At 40.7% G+C, this 20,320-nt stretch carries 18 protein-coding genes; 2 read left to right on the top strand and 16 right to left on the bottom strand.

Going from position 1 to position 20,320, the window contains the following annotated elements; all coding sequences use genetic code 11:
* Window positions 1–5 precede the first annotated feature (5 nt).
* The 12 genes from dgoD to ACFX4H_RS04920 form a co-directional block, all read right to left on the bottom strand.
* Window positions 6–1,154 carry a galactonate dehydratase gene (gene dgoD / locus ACFX4H_RS04975; RefSeq protein WP_377434278.1) on the bottom strand — a complete coding sequence of 383 codons (1,149 nt, stop codon included), beginning with the start codon at window positions 1,152–1,154 and terminating at the stop codon, window positions 6–8.
* A 68-nt stretch (window positions 1,155–1,222) separates the two neighbouring features.
* On the bottom strand, window positions 1,223–2,692 hold the full coding sequence (gene gucD, locus ACFX4H_RS04970; RefSeq protein ID WP_377434275.1) for an alpha-ketoglutaric semialdehyde dehydrogenase GucD: 1,470 nt from the start codon (window positions 2,690–2,692) through the stop codon (window positions 1,223–1,225).
* A 22-nt stretch (window positions 2,693–2,714) separates the two neighbouring features.
* Window positions 2,715–3,872 (bottom strand): UxaA family hydrolase, encoded by a 1,158-nt coding sequence (locus tag ACFX4H_RS04965; protein ID WP_377434737.1) that lies wholly within the window; start codon window positions 3,870–3,872, stop codon window positions 2,715–2,717.
* 4 nt (window positions 3,873–3,876) lie between these two features.
* Window positions 3,877–4,176 (bottom strand): UxaA family hydrolase, encoded by a 300-nt coding sequence (locus ACFX4H_RS04960; RefSeq protein WP_241636343.1) that lies wholly within the window; start codon window positions 4,174–4,176, stop codon window positions 3,877–3,879.
* Between the two features lie 11 nt (window positions 4,177–4,187).
* Window positions 4,188–5,075 carry a fumarylacetoacetate hydrolase family protein gene (locus ACFX4H_RS04955; protein ID WP_241636344.1) on the bottom strand — a complete coding sequence of 296 codons (888 nt, stop codon included), beginning with the start codon at window positions 5,073–5,075 and terminating at the stop codon, window positions 4,188–4,190.
* A gap of 31 nt (window positions 5,076–5,106) precedes the next feature.
* Complete coding sequence (locus ACFX4H_RS04950; RefSeq protein WP_377434270.1) at window positions 5,107–5,874, bottom strand: IclR family transcriptional regulator; 768 nt, start codon at window positions 5,872–5,874, stop codon at window positions 5,107–5,109.
* A 61-nt stretch (window positions 5,875–5,935) separates the two neighbouring features.
* Window positions 5,936–8,140 (bottom strand): dihydroxy-acid dehydratase domain-containing protein, encoded by a 2,205-nt coding sequence (locus ACFX4H_RS04945; RefSeq protein WP_377434268.1) that lies wholly within the window; start codon window positions 8,138–8,140, stop codon window positions 5,936–5,938.
* 63 nt (window positions 8,141–8,203) lie between these two features.
* Window positions 8,204–9,454, bottom strand: a complete 1,251-nt coding sequence (locus ACFX4H_RS04940; RefSeq protein ID WP_323602547.1) for a nickel pincer cofactor-dependent isomerase, group 22 — start codon at window positions 9,452–9,454, stop codon at window positions 8,204–8,206.
* Window positions 9,455–9,478: 24 nt separating this feature from the next.
* Entirely contained in the window at window positions 9,479–10,525 is a 1,047-nt protein-coding gene (locus ACFX4H_RS04935; protein ID WP_377434266.1) for a TRAP transporter substrate-binding protein, read from the bottom strand.
* A gap of 60 nt (window positions 10,526–10,585) precedes the next feature.
* Complete coding sequence (locus ACFX4H_RS04930; RefSeq protein WP_377434263.1) at window positions 10,586–11,863, bottom strand: TRAP transporter large permease subunit; 1,278 nt, start codon at window positions 11,861–11,863, stop codon at window positions 10,586–10,588.
* A complete protein-coding gene (locus ACFX4H_RS04925) occupies window positions 11,860–12,432 on the bottom strand; it encodes a TRAP transporter small permease (protein ID WP_377434260.1) in 573 nt (190 codons plus the stop codon). The genes ACFX4H_RS04930 and ACFX4H_RS04925 overlap by 4 nt, the downstream gene beginning before the upstream one ends.
* Window positions 12,433–12,468: 36 nt before the next feature.
* A complete protein-coding gene (locus tag ACFX4H_RS04920) occupies window positions 12,469–13,497 on the bottom strand; it encodes a TRAP transporter substrate-binding protein (RefSeq protein ID WP_377434258.1) in 1,029 nt (342 codons plus the stop codon).
* A 577-nt stretch (window positions 13,498–14,074) separates the two neighbouring features.
* Here ACFX4H_RS04920 and ACFX4H_RS04915 point away from each other — a divergent pair.
* Both ACFX4H_RS04915 and ACFX4H_RS04910 read left to right on the top strand, forming a co-directional pair.
* Window positions 14,075–14,785 carry a hypothetical protein gene (locus ACFX4H_RS04915; protein WP_377434255.1) on the top strand — a complete coding sequence of 237 codons (711 nt, stop codon included), beginning with the start codon at window positions 14,075–14,077 and terminating at the stop codon, window positions 14,783–14,785.
* Window positions 14,749–15,810, top strand: coding sequence for a methyl-accepting chemotaxis protein (locus ACFX4H_RS04910; RefSeq protein WP_377434252.1), 1,062 nt, complete (start codon window positions 14,749–14,751; stop codon window positions 15,808–15,810). The genes ACFX4H_RS04915 and ACFX4H_RS04910 overlap by 37 nt, the downstream gene beginning before the upstream one ends.
* Before the next feature lie 77 nt (window positions 15,811–15,887).
* Here ACFX4H_RS04910 and ACFX4H_RS04905 read toward each other — a convergent pair whose 3' ends face one another.
* The 4 genes from ACFX4H_RS04905 to ACFX4H_RS04890 form a co-directional block, all read right to left on the bottom strand.
* On the bottom strand, window positions 15,888–16,847 hold the full coding sequence (locus tag ACFX4H_RS04905; RefSeq protein WP_377434250.1) for a DUF4822 domain-containing protein: 960 nt from the start codon (window positions 16,845–16,847) through the stop codon (window positions 15,888–15,890).
* 86 nt (window positions 16,848–16,933) lie between these two features.
* The gene (locus ACFX4H_RS04900) at window positions 16,934–17,635 is read right to left on the bottom strand and encodes an ankyrin repeat domain-containing protein (RefSeq protein WP_377434248.1); all 702 of its coding nucleotides are present in this window, start codon (window positions 17,633–17,635) and stop codon (window positions 16,934–16,936) included.
* Between the two features lie 273 nt (window positions 17,636–17,908).
* Window positions 17,909–18,595, bottom strand: a complete 687-nt coding sequence (locus tag ACFX4H_RS04895; RefSeq protein WP_214810432.1) for a response regulator transcription factor — start codon at window positions 18,593–18,595, stop codon at window positions 17,909–17,911.
* Entirely contained in the window at window positions 18,592–20,040 is a 1,449-nt protein-coding gene (locus tag ACFX4H_RS04890) for a sensor histidine kinase (protein ID WP_377434245.1), read from the bottom strand. Before ACFX4H_RS04890 ends, ACFX4H_RS04895 begins: the two co-directional genes overlap by 4 nt.
* Window positions 20,041–20,320: the final 280 nt, after the last annotated feature.

Below are 20,320 nucleotides of genomic sequence, written 5' to 3'. Positions count from 1 at the left end.
TTTTATTACCATTCAGCGATGCTCCCGTCCTCATTTCGCCAAATTGGGTTCTTCCAATCATGTCCGGTCTCTGCTGCCTGCATCACTTTTTCCTCATCGATTTCCACACCAAGACCCGGTTTATCAGGAATGTTCACATAACCATCTTCATAGTCGAATAATTCTGGATTTTTCATATAATCGAGAATGTCCATGCCTTCGTTGTAATGAATACCAAGGCTTTGCTCTTGAATAATGAAATTCGGCGTCGTTGCGTCCAAATGAATGGATGAAGCGAGTGTCATCGGACCGAGCGGGCAGTGCGGCGCAATGGCTACATCATATGCTTCTGCCATTGCGGCAATTTTTTTCCCTTCTAAAATACCACCTGTATGAGACAGATCCGGTTGAATTATATCGACATAACCATCTTGAAGTAGCTGCTTAAAGCCCCAGCGCGTATACATTCTTTCTCCCGTCGCAATCGGACATGTGGTATGCCAGGCAATCTCACGAAGTGCTTCATTGTTTTCCGGGAGCACCGGTTCTTCAATGAACATTGGACGGTATGGCTCGAGTTCTTTCACAATCACCTTTGCCATCGTTTTATGAATCCTCCCGTGAAAATCCACACCGATGCCAAAGTCTCTGCCAACCGCTTCCCTGATTGAAGCAACCCGTTCGATGACCGCTTCTACTTTCGAAAAGCTATCTATGTAATTCATTTCTTCTGATGCATTCATTTTGACTGCAAGGAAGCCTTCTTTCTGTTTTTCAATTGCGGCAGCAACTACATCCACCGGTCTATCACCTCCGACCCATGAGTAAACTTTAATTTTTTGACGTGCTTTGCCGCCGAGCATTTGGTATACAGGAATATCGAAGTATTTTCCTTTTATATCCCATAGTGCCTGCTCAATGCCGGAAATGGCGCTCATTAAAATTGGGCCCCCTCGGTAAAATCCACCTCTATAAAGCGTTTGCCAGATATCTTCAATGTCGTTCGGATTTCTCCCGATCAAATAATCAGTCAGTTCGTTAACTGCTGCTTTAACAGTTTCAGCACGGCCTTCCACGACAGGCTCTCCCCATCCGGAAATGCCTTCATCCGTATCGATTTTTAAAAACAGCCAGCGGGGCGGAACTTTGTATAAAGAAATTTTTATGATTTTCATCAAGCACCTCGCAATTTTTTTTTGAAGAAAGAGAGATTTTCAAAAATGGAAAACCTCCCTTGCACTTGTTAAGAACCTTTAATAAAAACCGTTTTTATGGCTGTATAAAATTCTTTCGCCGCTTCACCTTGCTCTCGCGAACCCGTGCTTGATGCCTTCATGCCTCCGAATGGGGCTTGCAATTCTACGCCCGCGCTTTCTGCGTTAATGCGGACAAGACCTGCTTCAATTTCATCGATGAATTCCAAAATTGAACTAATATTTGATGTGAAGATTGATGCACTCAATCCGTACTTCGTATTATTTGCCAAGTCAATCGCTTCGACCAGATCTGTTGCTTTCATAAGCGCGATAACTGGTCCAAAAATTTCTGCCTGTGCAATCTCCATTTCGGACGTCACGTCTTCAAAAATCGCTGGTGTGATGAAAAAGCCCCTATCATAGTCTCCGCCAGTTAATATCTCCCCGCCATGTATGAGTTTTGCGCCCTCCTGCTTGCCTTTTTCAATGTACTCTGTCACTGTTTTGAACTGGCTTTCGCTTGCACATGGGCCCATCCAAATACCCTCTTGAAGACCGTTGCCCACTGTAATTTCCGCTGCTGCCTTTACCAGTTTTTGTTTGAATTCATCATAGACTGACGATTCAACGACAACACGGCTTGAAGCTGTGCATTTTTGGCCGGAAGAACGAAATCCACCGCTGATGACCGCCTCGACAGCTTGGTCGATGTTTGCATCTTTCGTTACGATGACTGGATTCTTGCCACCCATTTCAAGCTGATATTTTATGCCGCGGGCGGAAGCTGATTTTGCGACGCTCTGACCGACACTTTCTGAACCGGTAAATGTGATCGCATTTAAAAGCGGGTGATCGATGAGTCCTTGTCCAATGATCGACCCCTTACCGGTAATGAAGTTCACTACGCCCTCCGGGAAGCCTGCTTTTGTGAAGCATTCCATGACTTTCGCTGCCGTAACGGCTCCCTCCGTAGCCGGTTTCCATACGATTGTGTTGCCATATACAAGAGCAGGAGCCATTTTCCAGATGGGAATTGCAACCGGGAAGTTCCATGGCGTGATTATACCGACAACACCAAGTGGGCTGCGTTTCGTGAACATTAGGGCATCTTTATCGGATGACGGTATTACATCGCCGTCTTTCCGCATCCCTTCCCCAGCATAGTAACGCAGGATTGCAACCCCCCGTGCCGTTTCACCCTTTGCTTCCGGTAACGTTTTACCCATTTCGCGAGTCATGGTTTCGGCAATTTCATCTAGATTTTCTTCCAATATATTGGCCGTTTTGAAAAGGATTTGTCCACGTGCAGACTGCCCGAGTCTGCGCCAATCCCTTTTTGCCTTATGCGCTGCAGCTACAGCTTTATTCAAGTCTTCTTCGGTTGAGCTTTGTACGTAGCCAACCGGCTCTTTGTCCGCAGGATTAATGCTTTGGATTGTATTTCCATAAGATGCATCCACCCACTCATTATTAATGAAATTTTTATATGTTTTCGTTGCAAATGTAGTTGATATCATAGTCTTTAGCTCCTTTTTCGTTTTAGAATGTCGGTCCAATTCTCCATATACCAAAGTCATGCTGCTTTAATATCTCCGCTTTTGTTAGTTTCCCGTTAGAAACATGTTGAATTTCTTCCATGATGCGCCTGCCCACTTCATCAACGGTTTCTAAACCATCAACGATCATACCAGCATTTAAATCCATATTTTCATTCATCCTGTCAAACATTGGTGTATTAGTCGAGATTTTTATGACGGGTGAAATAGGAGATCCTGTTGGCGTGCCTCTTCCACTAGTGAAGAGAACGATTTGGGCTCCGCCTGCGACCATGCCTGTCAATTGCTCAATGTCATGGCCAGGCGTATCCATCCATACTAGCCCTTTTTTTGTGGGTACATGGGCATAATCAATGACTTCTTCCAATCTTGTTGTACCTGATTTTGTCGCTGCCCCCAGGGATTTTTCTTCTAGTGAGCTGAGACCTCCCTCAATGTTTCCCGGACTTGGATTTCCGGTGCGGATGTCTACGCCCATTTGAATCGAGCGGTCTTCCATCATTTTAATAACCGCATACGCTTTTTTTGCTACCTGGTCATTTGCCGCCCTGTTTGCGATCAAATGCTCTGCACCGATGAGTTCAGTCGTTTCCGCTAATATTGCGGTTCCCCCTTGTTGAACTACCAAATCGCTAGTACGTCCGACAGCCGGGTTCGCCGATAAGCCGGAGCATGCATCCGACCCACCGCATTCTGTGCCGACAATCAGCTCGCTAAAATCACATAATTCCCGTTGTACCATCGAGGCATCCTGGACCATTTTGACCGCAATTTTAGATACTTCGGCAATGGTTTGAAGAGTGCCTCCATGATCCTGGATGGATACAGTTTCCACTGGTTTACCGCATTTGGCAATTTCATCTCCAATACGGTGCGCCTGATGTGTTTCACAGCCAAGACCGAGTACTATGACACCATATACATTTGGATTCATGCCCATTCCCGCATAGGTTCGGGCCGTTTGATCATAATCAATGCCCACTTGCGCACAGCCATGCTGATGAATGAATGTGACGGTTCCGCTCACCAATTCCGTGACGCGCTGAGCTGTTTGAGTTGCACATGTTATCGTCGGCAAAATCAGTACATGATTCCGTACACCGACGCGGCCATCCGGACGGCGATAACCCCAAAACTGCATTTTTTCATTCAGCAATTTTGTCACCCCTTCCTCTTTTGCCTTCTAAATTGTGTACGTGAACATGTGCACCAGCGGGAATAAAAGCTGAGGCTGCACCTATGACTTCCCCATATTTAATTATGTCTTCTCCTTGTTTGATGGTTTTGACTGCGAACTTATGTCCAAAACGGATCGGTTCAAGAATGGGTACGACAAGTTCTTCAAGGTCTGACTTCACAACTACTGATGTGTTTGCAGGGATTTCGGATAAAGCGACAGCTACACTATCTTCCCTACTTAAGTAAAGTGTTTTATACTCGCTCATTTTGTCACCCCTTAAATGGTTTGAACTGCTTTACTTTGGATAACCGGATTGTTTAATACCCCTATCCCAGGTATTTCGATTTCAATCCGGTCATCGCCTTTCAATGTAAATTCATTTGGCGGAACCACACATGTACCTGTAAGTAAAACGGATCCGTCAAATACAGTATTATCTAAGACTAAATAGTCGACGAGCTCTTCCAATTTTCGTTTCAGTTGGTTTACTTTCGCTTCACCTTCAAATACTTTTTCTTCATTTCGAAAAATCCGGCACATGATTTTAAGCTCATATGGATCTGGAACAGCCTCTTTTAACAAGATGGCCGGTCCAATGGAACAAGAGTTTTTCCAAACTTTTGCCTGTGGGAGATAAAGCGGGTTTTCACCTTCAATATCACGGCAGCTCATGTCATTACCTGCGATATATCCGAGCACCGTTCCCTTTTTATCGATGACAAGACCAAGCTCCGGCTCCGGAATTTGCCATTTTGAATCTGAACGCAAGTATACCGGGTCATTCGGGCCTACGGTTCTTGCTGCAGTTGATTTAAAGAAAATCTCAGGTCGCACTGCATCATAAACTTTGTCATAGAAAGTTTGGCGGTCCAGCTTTCCTTGCGTTGCTTCGTAGTTACGTGCTTCCTTGCTTTTCTTATACGTAACGCCAGATGCCCATACTTCCGGTGCGTCGATCGGCGTTGTTAATTGAAGACCTTCCAATGGCTGCTTTTTCCCTTCAGCGACAATTTGTTTTACAATGTCAAACGGCGTTCTGTTTTCATGGCGTGCCGTTGTAATCAACGACATAAAATCAGTAAATGGAAGGTCCACCACATTGTTTTCGTTTGTCACGGCAGCAAGTTGTTTTTTGTTTTCATGTACATAGCGAATAATTCTCATTTGCTAGTTCCTCCTAAGGGCAAACCTTTTTTTATATTTTTTGATATTCATAACCGAGCTCCTGCGAAATTTTACTGCTGCATTCCTTTAAGAGACGTACATAATACTCATGTGTTTCTTCGTTTACTTTCGAAGCAGGCATCGATACACTCATTGCAGCGATTACCTTTCCTGAATAATCTCTTATCGGTACGGCAAGACAGAAAATGCCCGGTTCATTTTCTTCATTATCCATTGAATAACCATTAATGCGTGCTTTTTCAATTTCGGCTAAAAATTGTTCCTTGGATCTAATCGATTTTTCTGTCGGTCCCGTATAATCATAGCCGTCCAAGAGCAAATCCAGTTCACTATCCGTTTTGGTTGCAACAAGAGATTTGCCAACTGCACTTGTATGAATCGGAACACGACGGCCAATACGGGAATACAGGACCGTTACCCCAGTACCTTCAACTTTATCGACATAGACACCTTCCTGCCCGTCCAATATGACAAGGTGCAGCGTCAAATTCGTTGTTGCTGAAAGCCCTTCAAGATGTTTTCTTGCTACATTGCGCAAATCGAGATGGGTCACAACAACGCTTCCCCTCTCCAATAGCTTTAATCCTAGCGAGTATTTTCCATTTTCTTCGCCTTGTGAAATATAGTGATGCTCCTGTAAGGTTTTTAATAGTGAATGAACCGTACTTTTATGTAAATTCATTCTCTTACTCATCTCTGTGATAGTTAGTTCACGCTCACGCTCATCAAATAAATCCAATATTTTCAAGGCACGCTCCACCGATTGGATGATAGGCATCGTTCCTCACTCCTTTTCATTCTGTCTACCTTTATCTTATCGGATTTATGACGAGCATACCTCACTTTATTTCTACTTTTTTTTCATGGATTATAATATCTTGTTCATAATCAAGTACCGCATCTTCAATGACAGCGATTGGAACAACACCATTTGCTGCATCTGTATGCCCAAACATCCTGTTGCTTGCCGCAACCATTTTTTGTCTAACTTTCATCCGCTGCTTGCGTTCAGCTGCCAATGATTGTCTTTCTTCTTTAAAATGATCCGCAAAATCATGAATAACCTTTCCAGAATGAAGTTGAGTAGAATCTACAAAATCAATTCGTCGATCACGAAGCTGAAGGTGAATTACGTCCCCTGATTTAAGTAAACCTATGCCGCCACCTTCATACGCTTCCGGTGTCATATGCCCTATGGCAGCTCCATATGTGACTCCTGAATAGCGGCCGTCGCTAATGATTGTAGCGATTTTTTTCATAACACGATTTGCATTGATGTGTTGCATTGGTGTAAACATTTCCGGCATTCCGAATGCCACTGGCCCCTGCCCTGAGATAATAACCGCAATTTTCAATGTGCCGGCTTCAATCATCCTGTCAAATAATTCCCCATAGGTAGCGGTTTTTAGAAGAGACCATTCCGACTCATTGTTGTATTTAAGAGATTCTAGCAATAGATTATGTTCGAAAAGCTTTTGCTCTTTTATTTTTGAAAGCAGATTTGAATCGAGCAGGCTTTTATTTGCATCATCTTCATTTTCGTAATAAAGGACAAATGCAAGCTTATCGTCGAATTGGTCAAGCTGTGGTGTCGGCATTCCGCTGATTTTTACAACGGCGCTTTCAAAAAAGTTTCCTTTTAATACATCAACACCGCTGAATCCACGTCGTGGATTGGATAAAATGACCTGATTTTTCTTAACATTAACTGCTTTTAGGCTATTTGTGATCGAAAGACGTTCTTTCCAAGTTTTTGCTGCGACAGTCGGCGCACCCTGATCCATTGGCACACCATTCTCAATAAGTTCATGAAAAAGTGTTTCCATTCCTCTGCTTTTCCCGCTGCAACACTGCATCGCAAGTGAATAAATGTCCCTTCCTTCTGTCAAACTGTAATCAAATAAGTCAGGAATTGGATGTGAATGATGAATGCGGTCAAGGTCCCATAAACTGAATTTGAATCCTGCATAAAGCATGCCTGCGACAATATGCATCATTAAGTTAGTAGAACCACCCGATGCGCTGTGTATACGGATTGCATTTTTTATGTTCGCAGCGACAATGTTGGCCACGCCGTAGCGCTCTTCATTTATCATGCCGGCAAAGCTATCAAGCACCGAGTTAATCTGGCGTTGTGTTGGTGGATCGGTCAACAACTCCACTGCTGGATGTACGAGACCCATGCCTGCCACTAAATGACGTGAACTATTCCCCGTACCATTAAAGGCACATACACCTCCCTGCCCGTCACATGTTGCGACAGCAAGTCTCATTTCAAAGTATTTATGCTGTTCCTTCGTCAATATTCCTCGTTCATAGGCCCGTTCAAACACGCCCTGGAAAGCAGTATTCGATGAACATTGCAATATATATGCCATCGTATCTCGTAAATCTACGGCTACATCGGCTGCTCCTTTACTTTCCGCATTTTCCGCAAGAGTTTCCAATTCTTCAATTACGTCAGCTGGAATCGAACCGCCTTCCAATACGTGAGCAGGTGCGAATGTTGCGAAAAAGGGTGCTTCACCACGGTTTCGGCGAACACGATCAACATGTGCGAGTGCACTTACAACACCAAGAGGCTGCTTATCACACCCTTGAATGACGAATGCACCATGATAACTGTGAGCTTCCAGCTGGTTGACAACCATTTGCGCAACCGCGTTTCGGCTCTGGAGAGAGTAACTCATTCCTTGATTGTTTTGTGCAGTGCCATCACACATTACCGGTGTCGAGAAATGAAACGGCACGCCGCCGTTTTGCCAAATGCGGATTGCTGCCCGTGCTGACGTTTGGTAATCCATTATATGGGCCGGATGATCGGAAGAACCACCTATTATTGCGATACGCGGGGCATTCCTCTCGAGCCGCATATAAATTTCTTCAAGCGTCCAATCAGGCTTCCCCCCTTCATATGTGGTGCCTAGCGTCAGCTTCGAACGGTCCAACAGCCCTGCAACCGTAATGGGTTCATTTGCTTTTCCCTGCACATTATCGCGGTAAGGGTTTATTTCGTTATCAATTAGTGGATATAGGTGTGTCATTTCAGCACTCCTTTTCTGAGTTCAAATCAATTCTTTCGTTCTATGAAAATAGTAAAGAAGATTTTAGTCCAGTGCCAAGTCTTCTGGGTCTGACAAGATCTCTATATTTTCATTTTTTAAAGCTTCTTCCATCATGCTTTCAGAAATCCAAATTTCACCGATTTCAAGCGTGTTTTTAATTCTTACGATTCTCACTTTATTCAAATCGAAGGCATTGCACGTTTTGATGGCAGCTTTTACAGCCAATTCCTGAGTATCCAAAAACATCGGGAGCTTTACTACATCTGTCACTGTGCTGGTGAGTGCATTTGCATACCCTTTTTCCCATTTTATTTCATTCATGACGGCTTTTGTCGTCATATCTGCCATGCCGATGCCGTTCGCATTACCGTGAGTTTTTTCAGTAAGTCCTAATACAACGGTCCGTTTAACGTCTGGCCCCCCGGTAGCATATGGTGTGGCGAAGTTACCCGTAATGTTCGGGTCCATTCCATCCCCTGAAATGTCCTTTCCGAGTTCATTTACAATAAGTACGTCCATCGAATCGAAATGTATTTTCGGCATCAATGATTTTGCTTCAAGCAACAGTCCCGGTTCCACTACCTCCAGATCCTCCGCTGGGACTGCGACGATTTTCGCCGGTTTATCATAAGCGTTTTCAATCGACGCAAGACCAAATATGATAGGAGCTTTTGACAAGGAAACCTTCGCCATCTCAGGTACATGTTCCGCCATATACTTAAAGCTGTATGCATGTGCAGCTTCGGCTCCCTTTTGCTTTCCTAAACCGATAGTTATCATTTTCATAAGTCCGCTTTCAACCGGTCCGCGAAATGCTGTATGTGGTTTTATCCGATTAATGACTATGATTTTATCCGATTCGTAAGCAAGTTTATCAATATAGACAGGGAGGCCATTTGGCAATTCATCCAGTTTAATAACTTCCATCGATGACCTGATAGGCGCTCCAACCGCTTCTTCTGAAATACCCAGCTGAAGCAACACATCGATTTGCCCTTCCGCCGTGGCACCACCATGGCTTCCCATTGCAGGTACGATGAAAGGATTACCTCCCGCCTCCTTAACGGCAGCCACCGTTTCTCTTACTAATGTAGGAAGGTCCGCTATCCCTCTGCTTCCTACTGCAATTGCCACCCTGTCTTCTTCATTTATTCTTGATAAGACACCTGCTTCTTTTATCGCCTTCTTCACCTCACCAGCTACATCAGCGATTTGAGGTGTACGAAATTTCTGCCTCACTTGTACCATTTTCGGTAATTGGATTTCACGTAAAAGTTCAGAGATAATATCCATTTTCTTTCCTCCAAACAATCTGGATTATTTACCGCGTACTTTTTCAACTTCGCTCATCATTTCCTCTACAAGATCTGGTCCGAATTTCTTGGCATATTCGTCCGTCACTGGTTGGATGGCCTTCTTCATTTTTTCCATTTCTTCCGGTTCTACTTCATTGATTTTCATTCCTTCTTCTTTTAGATACTTAAGTGCCTTTTCATTTTCTTTTTGGTTAACTTCCCGTTGATACTTTCCAGCCTCTTGTGCGGACTCACTCATGATTTCTTGCTCTTGTTCTGATAGGTCATCCCAGAACTTTTTACTTACAAGGAATACAAATGGTGTATAAACATGATTTGTAAGACTTAAGTATTCTTGCACTTCATTATATTTTTGCGTTTGAATTGTTGCGAGTGGATTCTCCTGACCATCAACAGTGCCTGTTTCCAGTGCAGTAAACACTTCTGAGAAAGCCATCGGTGATGGATTCGCCCCTAACTTTGAAAATGCATCTAAATGCACTTCATTTTGCATGGTACGAAGTTTAAGCCCTTTGAAATCTTCAGCCGTTTTAACAGGTTTTTTACTGTTGGTTAAGCTCCGGAAACCATTTTCCCAGTATCCCAAACCTACTAAATCATGTTCCGGTAATTTATCCAAAAGTTTTTTTCCTACTGCACCATCAAGTACTGTATAAGCTTCTTCTTCATTATTAAAAACAAATGGGAAGTCATAAATTCCAAATTCCTTAATCATACCAACAAGTGGTGAGGTCGAAGGAACAGTTACTTCCTGTAAGCCGCCTTGAAGAGCTTCTGTCATTTTCTGATCATCTCCGAGAGTGGCATCAAAAAAGTTTTGGACTTTCATTTTCCCGCCGCTTTTTTCTTCAACCAGTTCTTTAAATTTCTCCATTCCTTTTCCTTGTGGATGCATTTTACTATTTCCGATCCCTGCTTTGATTGTTCTTTTCTGAATACCGTCAGCCGAAGCGCTTTCATTTTGTCCGCTTCCACAAGCACTTAATAACAGTACTGCTGGCAGTAATACTCCGACCGCCAAACGTTTAAACAAATTATTCATTATCATTTTCCCCCTATAAAATAAGATGAATATCAGCATACAAACCGAATTAGCAGTTTCATTCCGTTAGGAGGTAAACCATCCTAGCGGTACCATCACTAATGAAGGAAACAGTAACAATAAGATCAATACAATCACTTCAACGAGCAAGAAAGGCCAAATCCCCTTCATGATTTCTTCCATACTGATCTTACTTATGCCGCACATGACATTTAAAACGGTTCCGACAGGTGGTGTAAGTAAACCGATGGCGTTATTCAGGATAAACAGGACACCAAAGTAAACTGGATCAATACCTGCAGCGACCACCAATGGCATCAAGACAGGTGTTAGAATAAGGATTGTCGGCGTCATATCCATAGCAGTTCCAACTACGATAACCAATAGGTTTATCATTACTAATAGAAGCAAAGGATGATCCATAAATGGCTCCAGCAATCCAATCACCTGACCAGGTAAATCCGCTACAGTTATCAGCCAGGAGGATACGAGAGCTGCAGCGACCAGAAACATGACAACGCTCGTCATTTTTCCTGCATGTACAAAGACCTCATACAAATCTTTCACTTTCATTTCACGATAGATTACAAGACCGACAAATATTGCATAGACTGCAGCCACTACTGCCGCTTCAGTCGGTGTAAATAAACCGAATTTCAATCCACCAATGATGATGACGGGCAGGAATAGAGCCCAAACGCCTTGACGAAGAGAAGTAAGAATTTCTTTTGTTGAAGCTCGAGGGTTAACGGCGACTTTATCTTTTCGTGCAACAATGGCCCAGGTAACCGTTAGTCCAACCGCTAGTAATATACCAGGAACGATTCCTGCCATAAACAGCTTTGTAATGGACACTCCACTTGCGACACCGAAAATGATAAAGCCAATACTTGGCGGAATGATCGGGGCAATGATACCACCGGATGCAATCAGCCCACTTGACCGGTTCACATCATACCCTGACTTCACCATCATTGGAATTAATATAGCCCCAAGCGCTGCTGTATCGGCAACAGCTGATCCTGATAAACTTGCAAACAACACACTCGCAATGATCGCAACATAGCCAAGGCCTCCCTTGATATGACCGACCAGGTTCATTGCCATCTCAACGATACGCCGTGATAATCCGCCCCTATTCATCGCCTCTCCTGCCAGCATAAAGAATGGTATGGCCATTAGAGGGAAGTTATCCGCACCACTGATTAAATTTTGTGCGATTATTTGACTATCAAAAATACCAAGGAAATACATTAACACTACACTACTCACAAGTAAGGCAAAGGCAATAGGTATTCCTAGTCCCATGGCTCCCAGTAAAGATCCGACAAATACACCTATCATCCCTGTTTCTCCTCCTTGACAATTCTAATATCTGAAGCAAATTCATCAGTATGGAGAGAAATCAGCTCTTCTGACTCACTTATCATCACCAATTCTTCGTCTTTAATTTTATTGAAGAAAATCCGATACAAATTGAAGATGATCATGCTGCCCATTGACACACTCACAAGAATACCTGTCCCATATACAAATGCCAGTGGCATGCCAGTGGCCGGTGCAGCACTGTCAATGTTTATCATAGTCATTTTCCAGCTTCCATCCAGGATTAAGAGAAGAACGAATAACATCATCAAATCACTAATAACAAGTACCACTTTTTTCATCTTATTCGGGAGCCGTTTAATGACCATGTCTACACCTAAGTGTTCTTTGTTTTTGAAAGCTCCAATGGCGCCGAGGAACGTCAACCAAATAAAGAGATACCTTGACATTTCTTCTGACCAAGTAATCCCTGAATTAAAGAAATAACGGAGGACCACATTACCAAACACGAGTACGACCATTATCGCTAAAGCAGCTGCCATAATAATGTTCAACGAATTTTCCAATATTCTGGATATTTTATTCACCTATACATCTCCCCCTTCCTATCTAGAGCGCCTGCTTCATTCTGCTTTTATTTTTCCGACGAGCTCCTCCGCCCAGTCATTTTCCTCAAAGGCCTCATCATAAACAGGTTGAGATGCTTTTAACATTTTTTGTGAAAAGTCTTTGACAGGCGTAGTGAATTTGATTCCATTATCCTTAAGATAAGCTTTGTCATCTTCATAACTTTTTTCCATCAATTCAAACTCATATGCTGCGGACTCCTTTGCTGCTTTTTGAATGATTTTTTGTTGCTCTTTTGTTAGCGCTTTATAGAATTTGCTATTGATAATGTAAATATTGGGGCTGAACATATGCTTGGATTCTAGAACATCACTTTGTACTTCATTCCACCCCGAGGATCTCAGTGTGGCTATAGGATTATCCTGAGCATCTACAACTTTTTGTTCAAGTGCGGTAAAAACTTCTGAAATAGGCAATGGGCTAACGTTTGCCCCCAATGATTCACCTAATTTTATGTAATTCGGGATGTTCGGCATTCTAAGTCGAAGTCCATCAAAATCTTTCATACTCTTAATTGGACGATTACTCGAAAACATCCTAAATCCGTTAGCACTCCATGCGAGCGGTGTCACCCCATGCTTTGGATCAAGATCTTCTGTCAATTCCTCTCCGATAGGTCCATTCAATACCTTCTTTACATGATCGTAATCCCTGAATAGGAAGGGCCATTCCGGAACACCCATTTTAGGAATGTCCGACTGCATGATTAGCCCTGGAACACCCATTTCGATCGTTCCGTTTCTGACGCCGTCATAAAATTCTTTTTCTGCACCTAATGTACTGTTCGCATAAATCCGAACCTCTAGTTCACCATTACTCTCCTTTTCAACCAATTTTTTAAACTTTTCTTTCAAAGCAATGTTTTGAGGATGATTTTCAGCAAAATAATGTGCCACTTTTATCGTTTTCTTTTCAACTCCAGATCCACTGGTTTTTTCTCCCTCACCTCCACCACATCCTGATAAAAGGAATGTCATTGCAAGAGTTAAGCTTGTGGTAAATACAAATAGCTTATTTTTTTTCAATAAAAACCCTCCCCGTTTTTTTGTAAGCGTTATCATTTAAGGCTGATCTTTAAAACTTCTCCTCACCCTTGTATAAGCAAAAAACAAATCGTTTTATAATATAAAACTCGGTTTTTGTTTTATTCGGAGTGAGGAAAAAACACTTCACTTCTCATTACGTTTCACAAGTTGATTCACTTTTTAAGCCATTACCTTAATAAAATTAATGATTAATTGTTCTATAATATAAAACTCAGTTTTAGAATTTTATATCTTACGTTGATTATAAGCTCCCATTTTTACTAATGTCAAACCATTTTTTTGAATTTTATAACAATTTAACAAATTCTCAATTTCTCTAATTATTATTTACAGTTGAGATTTTTAGAAACAAAACGGGAAAGATAAAAGTCGTTTTTTTCTATATTAGAATATTTATAGGATGGAAAATCAATATGAACCCCTCTTACAATAGATTAAAATCTAAAAGAATAAAAACTCCACCCGAGGGTTTTAAAAAGGACTCATTAAATAAATTTAATTATTACCGATATATAAAACATGGTAAATATATAACACGGGGAAGGAATAAACAAAGATGAATAAACTTAGTACGAAAATAGGTTTTGTTCTTTTAACAGGCATGATCATTACATTAATTGGAAGTTTATTATTAATGTATAAAAGTACAAATGATACGGTTGAGAAAACAATCGCTATGAGCAGCTTAGACATAGCAAGCAACATCTCTCAAGGAATAAACCCAACATCTTATGCTGATTTTTTAAGTAATCAATCCGAAACCTCTACATATTGGGAGATACGCGAGCAGTTAGACGATTATAGACAAAAAACTGGAGCATTATATGTATATACATTGGGAATTAATGAAAATAGCGAAAAAATCCATATTCTTATAGACGGAATGGGTAAGGGAAATAAAAAAGCATCTCCCATTTTAACACCCACAACTGCAACTTCATTTCAGGATGTAGAAAGCGTCATGAAGGGAAAGGCTTCAACTACTTCCATCGTTCATGATCCTGTATATGGTGACTATTTATCCGTTTTCGTTCCCATAAAGAATGGTAACGAGGTCATTGGAATTCTAGGGGTGGATATCGATGCCAGCAAAGTCGATGCTACGGCCAGCAAGGTTCTGGGTGGTATCCTGCCCCTGACGATAATAATCAATGTAATCTTAATGGCGATCGTGGTGGGTGCACTAATATGGTTCTTGACTAAAAAGTTAAGCCCGCACTCAAGGTCAGCTTGGCTGCAAAGGAAATCTCAAATGGGGATTTATTAACAGCCAATAAACTGATTAGCAACACAAGGGTTAAGGGAAACGACGAAATCAAGGTTTTAGTGAAATCCTTTGAAGAAATGATCACCAATACAACTCTGATCGTCAATTCCATGAAAAGCTCATCATTCCAGCTAATGGAATCATCAAGTGATATCGAGCACAAAATCAAAGAAATGGATACTTCCACACAATATATCGTTAATGGGATTCAGCAAGTTGCAGGAGCTGCGGAAGTACAATTGCACAGAAGTGAAGAATCATCGAGGGTCATCGAAGAAATGACTATAGGTATACAAAGAATTGCCGAAGCTTCTTCTGAAGTCAGCGAACAGACAAATCATGTTTCAACTAGGATGTCCATTGGAAATGAAGATATAAATGAACTCTCAAATCAAATTCTGCAAGTAAAAGATGTGATGCTGCAAACAAGTTCAAGAATAAAGAATTTGGACGATCAAGCAAATGAGATTGTGAATATTGTACATGTAATTACAGGAATTGCCCAGCAAACAAACCTGCTATCACTAAATGCGGCAATTGAAGCTGCTAGAGCCGGTGAACAAGGTAAAGGTTTTGCGGTGGTATCGAACGAGGTACGGAAAATGGCAGTGGGCACGAAGGAATCTGCAATCCATATTCAAGAGTCCCTGCTTCATTTTAAATCCATCATAAATGAATCAGTGAAAATGATGGAAACTGGAACTAATGAGGTGGAAGAAGGGACAAAATTTGTGCTGAATACAAGAGAAACTTTTAAACAGACTATAAAATCTTTTGAGCATGTTAGTGATCAGATTCAAGAAATATCAGCCATTACAGAGCAGATGGCAGCAAGTTCTCAGGAAATCAATGCTTCGATAGAAGATTTTGCAGGGTTGACAAGGGAAACGGCAGTGGCTTCAAAGCAAGTGGCACAATCAACCGATCAACAAGCCAAATCCATGGAGGACATTTCCTTCTCCACCTCCTCAATGGTAAAGCTCGCTAATGACCTGGAAACATCCGTTGAACGGTTTAACGCTTAAACATCTCTAACCACCACTCTATTATTATATCAAGAAAGGGATTTTTGCTATTCATGCAAAATCCCTTTCTTACTATTTTACTTAGTTGATTTTAGTTTCAAATCACCTTCATAAGGTATATGTTCCACTGTTATCGTTATATCTTTTCCCTCTTTATCTTTACCGATTCGTTTATAAGTGAATTTATTTTCATTAAGCTCTGTAAGTTCAAGAACTGCGCCATATTTATTTTCCCCTAGTGAAACATGTGCTCTTATCTTATTTCCGTGAACAACATCGTAATAGCCGTAATCACCACGGCTTTCACCGGTTTTAGCATCAAAAAATTCATACTTATTTGTTTTATCATCATATTTTGCAAGACCTAAATAATTCGAGTTATAGCTTGATACATCATTTCCCTTTTCATCCAATGCCACTGTTCCTTGCCATGGGGTGCTTGATAAGATTTTATCTCCATTAACATCTGTTTCTACGTCTCCTGTGTAAGTTTCCAAATTTTTGTCTGGATCTGTAAAGGAAAGTTCTGTTTCCTTATAAGGAATATGATCAACAAACACCTCTACGTCATTTCCATTGGCATCTTTACCCATTCTTTTATAAGTAAACATATCCTTATTCAGTTCTGTTATTTCAACAACGGCCTGGTAACCCATCGATTCTGAAATTAACACTCGCATCTTCCCATTGGTAATAAAGAAAGTTCCCTTATCACCACGACTTTCTTTTGTATTTTTATCAAAAAATTCATATCTGGATGTTTCATCGTCATATTTTGCGAGACCAATAAAGTTAGCATTCTCCTTTGTTAAGTCATTATTATTCTTATCATAAACTTTTGTACCTTGCCAATTCGTGCCACTAAGAATTTTAGTCAATTCCTGGCCTGCTGTTAACTTATTTTCTTGTTTACTTTCTTTGGCAGTTTGTTCCTGCTTCTGTACATTATGACTGACTTGTGCGTTTGTGTTACATCCTGTTAGGGCCAATGTTAATCCAAGTAGTATAGATGATGAAATTTTTGCTTTTTTGTTCATTTTTTTCGTCTCCTCATATCTTATTGTGATTCTAATTAACTAGAGCGGTGCAATTGACATTACTAAATGAAAGTATCGCAATCTGATTATTTTGCTCCTGCTGTTAATAAAATTTGTTCAATCTCTTTAAATCCTTTTTCTCGGGCATGTTGTAAAGGGGTCACATTATTATTATCAGGAATGTTGACACCTGCACCATGATCTATTAACAATTGCACTGTTCGCTGCTGTTTTCCGTCACCATCATTCAAAATGATGGCTTCTAGCAAAGCTGTCCAACCGAGATCATTTACATGATTCACATCAATATCAGTTTTAGTTAGGAGTTCTTTAATAACCTCTACATATCCATGTTCCGAAGCAGGGATTAAAGCCGTTCCTCCATAACGGTTGGTTATGGATGGGTCGGCACCTGCTTCAATCGTAAGTTTAACTAAATCTAGATAACCTTCAGCACCGGCATACAAGAAGGGGCTATTTTTCATTTCATCCTGAATGTTGACGTCTGCACCCGCTTCAATAAGGATTTTTGCAGACTCTGCATCGTTGTTATAAGTCGCAATCATAGTGGCGGTTCGCCCTGCCGAGTCCTGTGTATTAATATCTGCACCTTCCTCAATCAAACTCCTTATTCTTTCTGTTTCTTTTCGTGCTACTGCTTGAATCAGTAATTCATTCATTCCCTTTCCTGACTCCTTTTGCTGTTTATTTGACTCTCTTTCGCTATCTAAGGCACACCCTTGAAGGATGAATAGGCATCCGATGACAATCGTTAGCCGTATCCACATGAAACACACCATCCTTTCATCTGCCCAAATGGATTTTCCGTCATCTTGATGCACCAAAATGACTTGTGCTATAAATGTGTTTGAGGTTGCATGATTATTTTTCCCCCTTATATTTTTTAGTTGCATTTCTCGATCCGTCCCCATTATATTAGGGCTTAATCTTAAACTCCCTCTAAACAATTTCTTAAAAAATGATTAACTTATTCATAAAGTTTCTTAAGGTTTTATAAAAAAAATCCCGTCACCTGCGTGACGGGTCATAAAATATATTATTTAAACATTAAAACGATACCCCGCTCCCCAAACAGTTTCCAAAAATTTAGGATGTGCAGGATTTCTTTCAATTTTTTCACGTAGTTTCCTGATATGGACAGTGACAGTCGAAACATCCGCAGCCGATTCCAATCCCCAAATATTTTCATAGAGCTGCTCTTTACTTAATACTTGATTAGGATGCATGACAAAAAACACTAAAGTATCGAATTCCTTTGTTGTAAACGGGACCACCTCCCCGTTTATGTGAACCCTGCGTGCTGACTTATCTATTGAAATTCCATGAACATAGATTGAATTAGATTTGGGGTGACTTCCTGATAAACGTTCATAACGCGCTAAGTGCGCTTTCACTCTTGCAACTAGTTCACTTGGACTAAAGGGCTTTGTAATATAATCATCCGCTCCTAGTCCAAGCCCCCGAATTTTATCAATATCTTCCTTTTTCGCAGATACAAGCAAAATCGGGATATTTTTGACAGCACGTATTTGTTTGCATATCTCAAAGCCATTTAACCCTGGAAGCATGATGTCCAAAATGATTAAATGATAATTTCCTTGAAGGGCCTGTTGGAGACCTGCATCACCAGTGTGTTGAATATCGACACTAAAATCATTAATTTCCAAATAGTCCCTTTGCAATTCTGCAATACTGACTTCGTCTTCAATAAGTAATATCTTTTTCACATTTCCTCACCTTTCTTTATGGAAAAGAAAACACTTGTACCTTTTCCTATCTCACTGGTAGCCCAGATATCTCCTCCATGCTCGTCGATAATTTTTTTTGCGATCGCAAGCCCTAAACCACTTCCACCTGTCAGGGAATTCCTAGATTGCTCAGCCCGATAAAATCGGTTAAAAATATAAGGCAAAGCGGAAGATTCTATTCCATAACCATTATCTGTTACTTGTACAACTACATCATATAGTCCTTCATGCAGAGAAATGGAAATGTGTTTTTCATCTTTATTCATATACTTTACACAATTGCTGATCAGGTTGGCCAATACGCGTTTCAGTTTCTCTCTATCCGCTGACACGTATATCGGTTTATACAGCTGTTGAAGTTCAATTTGGATTCCTTGTTGAAGTAAATCCAGTTGAAGCTCTTCTACGTAATCTTTCAAATATTTATCCATTCTGACCGTCTCAAAAGTGAATAGTTCCTTTTTTAAATCCAATTTTGAAAATAAAAACAATTCATCTATCAATGAATCCATATCCCTTGCTTTCAGGTATACCGTCGATAAATACTTATCCATTTTCTGCGGGGTGTTTGCTACCCCGTCTTTTATCCCCTCAACATAACCCATAATCGAAGTGATGGGTGTCTTCAAATCATGAGAAATATTGGAAAGAAGTTCTTTGCGATTTTCCTCATACTGAAGCTGAAGGTTTACGGACTCCTTTAACTTTTTTCTCATTTCCTCAAATTCCCTATTCAATTGTCCGATTTCATCATTCGAAGTCGCTTTGATTTCAAAGTTTAAATCTCCTGATTTTATCCGCTCCGCTCCCTCTTTAAGTATTGAGATAGGTTTGATGATGCTTCTTGAAACTAAATAATTTAAAAGTCCAATAATCATTACAAACAGTAATAACAATAGGGAGAATAAAATGGGAAATGACTCACGAGTCAGCTCGGCATAGGAACTTGCCTTTCTCATGACAAAAATGCTTCCTTCACTTCTATCCGAAAAATAAAAATCAAACTTCACATAAGTGAAAAAAGAGTCTTTCATTTTGATTGTGTCCCGTGTATTGATGTTCGTTTCTTCGAAGATGGGAAGTGATTGAACCAAGCCTAGCTTATCAAGTGCGGGGGACGCATACTCAATGTCATTAACTTTTCTAACGACAATCTCAATATCTCCATGTTCAAGCTTCTTCAGCTGCTCTTCGTTCAGAAGCTGTTCAGGGTTATTTTTTGCCAAAAGCTTTAAATCGAGAAACACACTTTCTTCTGCTGCAGTCAAAGGTTTTTGGAGATAAGAGTTTTTATATAGATGCTCTATCGATTTTACATCACCTGTTATTGCAAAAATAAGTAAAAATCCGGCTGTTAAAAATAAAGTGATGGAAATAAGAATTACGCCAACGTAGGACAACAGAAACCTCATTTTAATTGACAATTTTTTCACCCCGTATCGATCTTTCGTTTACTCTTTTATAGAAAAGTTGTTTATCTGCTGTTCTTGCATTTCCATGATAACTTTTTCTTAGAACTCAAAAAAACATATCACACAAATCTTAAAATTTTCTAAAATACATGAAAAAAATCCTATTCTATTTTAGATCTATATTTTTTTATTGAAAAACGAATTCTAAAATCCGTTCCCTTTCCACCAACTGTCAAGACTCCTAGACGAAAGCTTCTGTGGGGTCTCGGCAGACAGTTTTCCGGCAGGAATG

This window comes from Peribacillus sp. YIM B13477, from assembly GCF_042787955.1.
GTDB classification, from domain to species: Bacteria; Bacillota; Bacilli; order Bacillales; family DSM-1321; genus Peribacillus; species Peribacillus frigoritolerans.
This window is presented reverse-complemented; position numbering and strand designations above follow the sequence as displayed.